Origin of the sequence: Streptomyces sp. NPDC060198 (assembly GCF_042728415.1) — a bacterium.
GTDB lineage: Bacteria > Actinomycetota > Actinomycetes > Streptomycetales > Streptomycetaceae > Streptomyces.
In genome coordinates this window covers 1-7,217 of record NZ_JBHWZJ010000354.1, presented here as the reverse complement: position 1 = coordinate 7,217, position 7,217 = coordinate 1, and the positions used below count along the sequence as shown (strand labels likewise).

6 protein-coding genes are annotated in these 7,217 nt (G+C 72.2%); 5 read left to right on the top strand and 1 reads right to left on the bottom strand.

Annotation, left to right across the window (positions count from 1 at the left end):
* The first annotated feature begins 102 nt into the window (after positions 1-102).
* Complete coding sequence (locus tag ACFWEP_RS28980) at positions 103-744, top strand: class F sortase (protein WP_387374373.1); 642 nt, start codon at positions 103-105, stop codon at positions 742-744.
* 54 nt (positions 745-798) lie between these two features.
* On the opposite strand, the gene ACFWEP_RS28975 is transcribed toward ACFWEP_RS28980, so the two are convergent.
* Positions 799-1,590 carry a TSUP family transporter gene (locus ACFWEP_RS28975; RefSeq protein ID WP_387374371.1) on the bottom strand — a complete coding sequence of 264 codons (792 nt, stop codon included), beginning with the start codon at positions 1,588-1,590 and terminating at the stop codon, positions 799-801.
* A 299-nt stretch (positions 1,591-1,889) separates the two neighbouring features.
* Between ACFWEP_RS28975 and nirB the strand changes: the two genes are divergently transcribed.
* The 4 genes from nirB to ACFWEP_RS28955 all read left to right on the top strand — a co-directional run.
* A complete protein-coding gene (gene nirB, locus ACFWEP_RS28970) occupies positions 1,890-4,493 on the top strand; it encodes a nitrite reductase large subunit NirB (protein WP_387374370.1) in 2,604 nt (867 codons plus the stop codon).
* Positions 4,493-4,861: a nitrite reductase small subunit NirD gene (gene nirD, locus ACFWEP_RS28965; RefSeq protein WP_387374368.1), complete on the top strand. Its 369-nt coding sequence runs from the start codon at positions 4,493-4,495 to the stop codon at positions 4,859-4,861. Before nirB ends, nirD begins: the two co-directional genes overlap by 1 nt.
* Positions 4,862-5,032: 171 nt before the next feature.
* Positions 5,033-6,199, top strand: a complete 1,167-nt coding sequence (locus ACFWEP_RS28960; RefSeq protein ID WP_387374367.1) for an alkaline phosphatase PhoX — start codon at positions 5,033-5,035, stop codon at positions 6,197-6,199.
* A gap of 192 nt (positions 6,200-6,391) precedes the next feature.
* Positions 6,392-7,217, top strand: an 826-nt coding sequence (locus tag ACFWEP_RS28955) for an oxidoreductase (RefSeq protein ID WP_387374365.1), incomplete at its 3' end; no start/stop codon positions are given.

The following is a 7,217-nucleotide window of genomic DNA, read 5'->3' as shown; positions in this document are numbered from 1 at the left end:
GCCCGGAAGGCCGGGCCCCGCCCGTCGGCCCGTAGCCCCGTACACCCGTACGCCCCCGTGGAACCGCATGCCCTCGGGCCTGTGCAGGAGAAGGACGGCACCGTGTCCCAGAAGGCACACAAGGGCAGGGCCTGGCTGATCGGCGTCGCCGTGCTGGCCGGGGTCTGGCTGATCCAGAACGGCGCGGACACCCAGGTGGTGCCACCGCAGCCGTCCGCCGCCGAGGCGTTCGCCGCGGGGCCGCAGCTCCAACCGGGGTCACCCGTGGCCGAGCCGCTTGACCCGTCCGTACCGGTGCGCGTCCGCATCCCCGAGATCGACGTGGACGCGCCGATGACCCGGCTCGCCCTGCGCCCGGACGGCAGCCTGGACGTGCCGCCGGAGGAGGACCGCAACCTCGCCGGCTGGTACGGCGACGGCGCCCAGCCGGGCGCCCGGGGCACCGCGATCGTGGCCGGGCACGTGGACAACGCGAAGGGCCCGGCGGTCTTCTACGGTCTGGGCTCGCTGAAGCGCGGGGACCGGGTGGAGGTGGTGCGGCAGGACGAGCGCACCGCCGTCTTCTCGATCGACGCGATCGAGGTGTACGAGAACGACGACTTCCCCAGTACACGTGTCTACGGGAAGGCGCCCTACGCCGCGCTGCGGCTGATCACCTGCGGCGGCGGCTTCTCGAAGGACACCGGCTACCAGGGCAACGTGGTGGTCTACGCCCACCTCACGGACGTACGGGAAGCCGCCTGAGCGGATCCGGGGCGACCCACGCGATCCGGGCGCCCCAGGCGGCCCGGACACACCTCAGGCCGTGAACTGGTCGAAGCCCAGCTTGGCGACGAGCGAGAAGACGACGACCAGCAGCACGCCCCGGACGAACCCGCTGCCCCTGCTGAGCGCCATCCGTGCTCCGGCCAGTCCGCCCGCGAGGTTGAACACCGCCATCAGCGCGGCCAGCTGCCAGAGCACGGTGCCCTGGACGGCGAACATCACGAGCGCGCCGGCGTTGGTGCAGACGTTCACGATCTTGGCGGTGGCGGAAGCGGTCACCAGGTCGAGGTGGAGCACGGCCGTCAGCGCCAGGACCAGGAACGTGCCGGTGCCCGGCCCGAAGAGCCCGTCGTAAAGGCCGATCCCGCCGCCGACCAGGACGATCGCCGTGACCGTACGGGCCCGGGTCACCTGCCGGTCCGTCGCCTCTCCGGCGGCCGCCGTGCCGAACGAGGGACGCAGCAGGACGAACGCGGCGACGGCGAGCAGCACCACCATGATCACCGGACGGAGCACGTCGCTGCTGATCCCGGCCGCGAAGAACGCCCCGGTCATCGACCCGGCGAGCGCCATCAACCCGATCCGCACCGCCGTGCCGACCTTCACCGGCGCCCGGCGGGCGTAGGTCACGGCCGCACCGCTGGTGCCGACGATCGCGACGGCCTTGTTGGTGCCGAGCACCTGCGCCGCCGGAAGGTGCGGCAGTCCCAGCAACAGGGCGGGCAGGAGCAGCAGCCCGCCCCCGCCCACCACCGCGTCGATCCATCCCGCCGCGCAGGCGGCCAGGCAGAGCAGGACGACGGTGGTCAGGGTTATGTCAGGCATGCACAGGACATTAAGCGACGGCATCGAGTGCTCCGCACCCGCCCCGACCTGCGGGGTTCTGTGCCGTACGGCTCCGGCCAGGCTGCCGGACGCGCCCTCACACCCGCCGCCGGCCCGTGCTGAGCGCAAGGTTCCTCCCGGGAAACAGACGGGATGCGGTCGGGTAACACCGACCGCCCATCGTCAATGCCATGACGACGAGCGGTCGGCCGGGCCGACCGCGTCCCGGCAGGGCGCCCGACCGCTCCCTGCGGGAACGTCCCCGCTCCACCCGCTGACCGACGACGGAGGCTTCTGAGATGCCGGTGTCCCCCTTCCCGACTTCCCCGACTTCCCCGACTCCCGCGGCCTCCTCCGCGCACACGATCGTGGTCGTCGGGCACGGCATGGTCGGCCAGCGGTTCCTGGAGGCGCTCGCCGAGCGGGGCCTGACCCCGGCGGCCGGCGGCCCGCGGGTGGTCGTGCTCTGCGAGGAGCCCCGCCCCGCCTACGACCGGGTCCACCTGACCTCGTACTTCTCCGGCACCTCGCCCGAGGAGCTCTCCATGGTCGAGACCGGCTTCATGGAGACCCACGGCATCGAGCTGCACGTCGGTGACCCGGCCGAGAGGGTGGACCGCGAGGGCCGGACGGTCACCTCGCGCTCCGGGCTCGCCTTCGGCTACGACACGCTGGTGCTGGCCACCGGCTCCTTCCCGTTCGTCCCGCCGGTGCCCGGCAAGGACGCGGAGGGCTGCTTCGTCTACCGCACCATCGAGGACCTGCTCGCCATCGAGGAGTACGCGAAGAACGCGACGACCGGCGCGGTGGTCGGCGGCGGGCTGCTCGGCCTGGAGGCGGCCGGTGCACTCAAGGGGCTCGGTCTTCGGACGCACGTGGTGGAGTTCGCGCCCCGGCTGATGCCGGTCCAGGTGGACGAGGGCGGCGGCGCGGCGCTGCTGCGCACCATCGAGTCCATGGGGCTGAACGTCCACACGGGCGTCGGTACCCAGGAGGTCACCACCGGCGAGGACGGCGCCGTCAACGGCATGGCTCTCTCGGACGGTTCGGCGCTCGCAACCGACCTGGTGGTCTTCTCGGCGGGCGTCCGGCCCCGCGACCAGCTGGCCCGCGACTGCGGTCTGGAGGTCGGTCCGCGCGGCGGGATCGTCGTCGACGAGGAGTGCCGCACCTCCGACCCGGCGGTGTTCGCGATCGGCGAGTGCGCGCTGGCCTCGGACGGCCGGGTGTACGGGCTGGTGGCCCCGGGTTACGAGATGGCGGTGACGACCGCCGGAGTGATCGCGGGCCAGGAGGCGTCGTTCACCGGGGCGGACCTGTCGACCAAGCTGAAGCTGCTCGGCGTGGACGTGGCCTCGTTCGGCGACGCGCACGGCGCGACCGAGGGCTGCCTCGACGTGGTGTACGCGGACTCCCGCTCGGGGGTCTACAAGAAGCTGGTGATCGGCGCGGACGGCACCCTGCTCGGCGGGGTGCTGGTCGGGGACGCCGACCAGTACGGCATGCTCCGTCCGATGACCGGCACGGTGCTGCCGGTCTCCCCGGAGCAGCTGGTACTGCCGGCCGGTGCGGGAACCCCGGTCGTGCTGGGCCCGTCCTCGCTGCCGGACGAGGCCGTGATCTGCTCCTGCCACAACGTGACCAAGGGCGCGATCTGCGAGCACACCACCATGCCCGAGGTGAAGAAGTGCACCAAGGCGGGTACGGGCTGCGGGAGTTGCGTCAAGGTCATCGGCCAACTGCTGCCGCAGAGCGCGGACGCGGGCCTGTGCGGCTGCTTCGCGAACACCCGCAGCGAGCTTTACGAGATCGTGCGCACCCTGGGCATCACCACCTTCGCCGAACTCCTCGACTCGCACGGCCGCCAGGGGGCGCGCGGTGGTGACGGCTGCGAGGTCTGCAAGCCGACGGTCGGCTCGATCATCGCCTCGCTCGCCCCTACGGTGGGCGCCAGCGGCTACGTGCTCGACGGCGAGCAGGCGGCCCTCCAGGACACCAACGACCACTTCCTCGCCAACCTCCAGAAGAACGGCTCCTATTCGATCGTGCCGCGCATCCCGGGCGGCGAGATCACCCCGGAGAAGCTGATCGTGATCGGTGAGGTGGCCCGCGACTTCGGGCTCTACACGAAGATCACCGGCGGCCAGCGGATCGACCTCTTCGGCGCCCGGGTCGACCAGCTCCCGCTGATCTGGACGAAGCTGGTGGACGCCGGGTTCGAATCCGGACACGCCTACGGGAAGTCGCTGCGGACGGTCAAGTCCTGTGTGGGGCAGACCTGGTGCCGGTACGGCGTGCAGGACTCGGTGAAGATGGCGATCGATCTGGAACTGCGCTACCGCGGTCTGCGCTCTCCGCACAAGCTCAAGTCGGCGGTCTCCGGGTGCGCCCGCGAGTGCGCGGAGGCCCGGGGCAAGGACTTCGGGATCATCGCGACCGCCGGCGGCTGGAACCTCTACGTGGGCGGAAACGGCGGTGCGACCCCGCGCCACGCGGACCTGCTCGCGCAGGACCTGTCGGACGCCGAACTCGTACGTCTCATCGACCGGTTCCTGATGTTCTACATCCGCACCGCGGACCGACTGGAGCGCACCTCCGCCTGGCTGGACCGGATCGAGGGCGGTCTCGACCACGTGCGGGACGTGGTGGTCCACGACTCGCTCGGGCTCTGCGACGAGCTGGAGCGGATGATGTCCGACCACGTGAAGGGCTACCGCGACGAGTGGGCCGAGACCATCAACGACCCGGAGCGGCTGCGCCGCTTCGTGACCTTCGTGAACGCGCCCGACGCGCCGGACCCCTCGGTCCGCTTCGTGCCCGAGCGCGACCAGGTCAAGCCCGACCTCGACATCCTCGCGGGCCCGGTGCTCGCGATCCGCACCCTGGAAGGGACTGCATCCTGATGACGGTGACGACGACGGCCCAGGCACCCACGACGGACCTCGGCACGGCGGTGCAACTTGCCTACGAAGGCGGCTGGTTCACCATCTGCGAGCGTTCCTGGCTGGTCCCCGGCCGCGGGGTGGCGGCGCTGCTCCCGGACGGGCGCCAGGTGGCGGTGTTCGCGGACCGGGCGGGGCGCGCGTACGCGATCGACAACCGGGACCCGTTCACGGGGGCGTACGTCCTCTCGCGCGGGCTGCTCGGATCGGCCGACGGGCGGCCGTTCGTGGCCTCGCCGCTGCTGAAGCAGCGGTTCGACCTCGCGACGGGCGCCTGCCTGGACGACGACGAGGTGACGGTGGAGGCGTTCACCCTGCGGGAGCTGTAGGACGGCGGTGAGTTCGGCCCCCGCACGGCGGCACGGACCGATCCCCGCACGGTGGTCGCGTTCCGTTCACGCGTGATTGACGCTCCGTCAACTGGGCTCCCCTACGGTGCTGACGCGCGACCCGCCGGGCCGACCGGACCGGCGGGATGGCACGTCACCAGTGGAGTGATCGTGGAACGACGGAACTTCCTGCGCACAGCGGTGATCGGAAGCTCGGCCGCCGCCTTCGGCGGCACCCTGTGGCGGGGTGCCGCCTCCGCCGCCCCCGCCCAGCCGGCCACCGGCCCCTACGGGGCCCTGCAAGCGGCCAACAGCGACGGCATCCTGCTGCCGGCCGGATTCACCAGCCGGGTCGTCGCCCGGTCGGGCCAGACCGTGAGCGGCTCCTCGTACGCCTGGCACAGCGCGCCCGACGGCGGCGCCACCTTCACCGACGGCACCGGCTGGATCTACGTGTCGAACTCCGAGGTCGCCTCGGGCAGCGGCGGCGGCGCGAGCGCCATCCGCTTCGACTCCGCCGGGACGGTGACGGGTTCGTACCGCGTCCTGTCCGGTACGAACAACAACTGCGCGGGCGGCCGGACCCCGTGGAACACCTGGCTCTCCTGCGAGGAGGTCACCCGGGGCGCGGTGTACGAGACCGACCCGTGGGGCGTGAACGCGGCGGTGCAGCGCCCGGCGATGGGTCGTTTCAAGCACGAGGCGGCGGCGGCCGACCCGGACCACGGCTATGTCTACCTCACCGAGGACGAGACGGACGGCCGCTTCTACCGCTTCCGCCCGGCCACCTGGGGCGACCTGTCGAGCGGCACCCTCCAGGTGCTGGTCGCCGGGACCGCCACCTCCGGCCCGGTGACCTGGACGACGGTCCCCGACCCCGACGGCACCCCCACCCAGACCCGCTACCAGGTCTCCGGGGCCAAGGTCTTCAACGGCGGTGAGGGCTGCTTCTACGCGGCGGGCATCTGCTGGTTCACTTCCAAGGGCGACAACCGGGTGTGGGCGTACGACGCGGCGGCCTCGTCGATCTCGCTGGTCTACGACGACTCCCTCGTCACCTCCGGAACCGCCCCGCTGACCGGCGTGGACAACGTCACCCGGTCCGTCTCCGGCGACCTGTACGTCGCGGAGGACGGCGGCAACCTGGAGATCTGCCTCATCACCCCGCAGAGCACCGTGTCACCGTTCCTGCGGGTCAGCGGCCAGTCCGCCTCCGAGATCACCGGCCCCGCCTTCTCCCCGGACGGCACCCGGCTGTACTTCTCCTCGCAGCGCGGCACCAGCGGGAGTTCGTCGGGCGGCATCACCTACGAGGTGAAGGGCCCGTTCCGCGGCTGACCCGTTCCGCGGCCCGACCGGCCGGTTCCCGCGTACGGACCGGCCGGTTCCCGCGCACGGCCCCGCCGGTTCCCGCGTACGGCCCCGCCGGTTCCCGCGCACGGTCCGGCCGGTTCCCGCGTACGGTCCGGCTCTTCCGCCCCGCCGAAGCCGGGCCGTACGGTCTGGGCCGCCGGCCGTACCCTGGGGCGCATGATCCAGGGCTGGAACACGCACGACATCCCCGACCAGAGCGGCCGTACGGCCGTGGTCACCGGGGCCAACAGCGGCCTCGGCCTCGTCACGGCAAGGGAGTTGGCCCGGCGCGGGGCCAGGGTGCTGCTCGCGTGCCGCGACGAGGAACGCGGGGAGGGTGCGGCGGACCGCATCCGGCGGGCGGTGTCCAAGGCGGACGTGGCGTTCGTACCGCTGGACCTGGCGGACCTCGCCTCCGTGCGGGAGTTCGCGGCCTCGCACGCCCCGGACCGGGTCGACCTGCTCGTCAACAACGCGGGTGTGATGGCGTTGCCCTACGGGCGGACCGCCGACGGTTTCGAGACGCAGTTCGGCGTCAACCATCTCGGGCACTACGCCCTCACCGGTCTGCTGCTGCCCGCCCTGCGCGCCGCAGGCGAGGCGCGGGTGGTGACGGTGTCGAGCGGGCTGCACCTGCTGGCCGACATCGACATGGGAGACCTCAACAGCGAACACCACTACCGGCGTTGGATCGCCTACGGTGCGTCGAAGTCCGCCAACCTGCTCTTCGTCCACGAGTTCGCCCGGCTGCTGGCGCGGTCCGGATCGAGAATCGTGGCCGCGGCGGCCCACCCGGGGTACGCCTCGACCAACCTGACGACGGCGGGGCCCCGGCTGGAACGGCGGCAGGGCAGGGAGCGGGTGATGGCGCTCGGCAACCTGCTGTTCGCCCAGACCGCGACGGCCGGGGCGCTGCCCGTGCTGTACGCGGCCACGGCGCCGGGCGTACGCCCCGACTCGTTCACCGGCCCGGGGCCACTGGGAGTGCGCGGCGCGCCCGCTC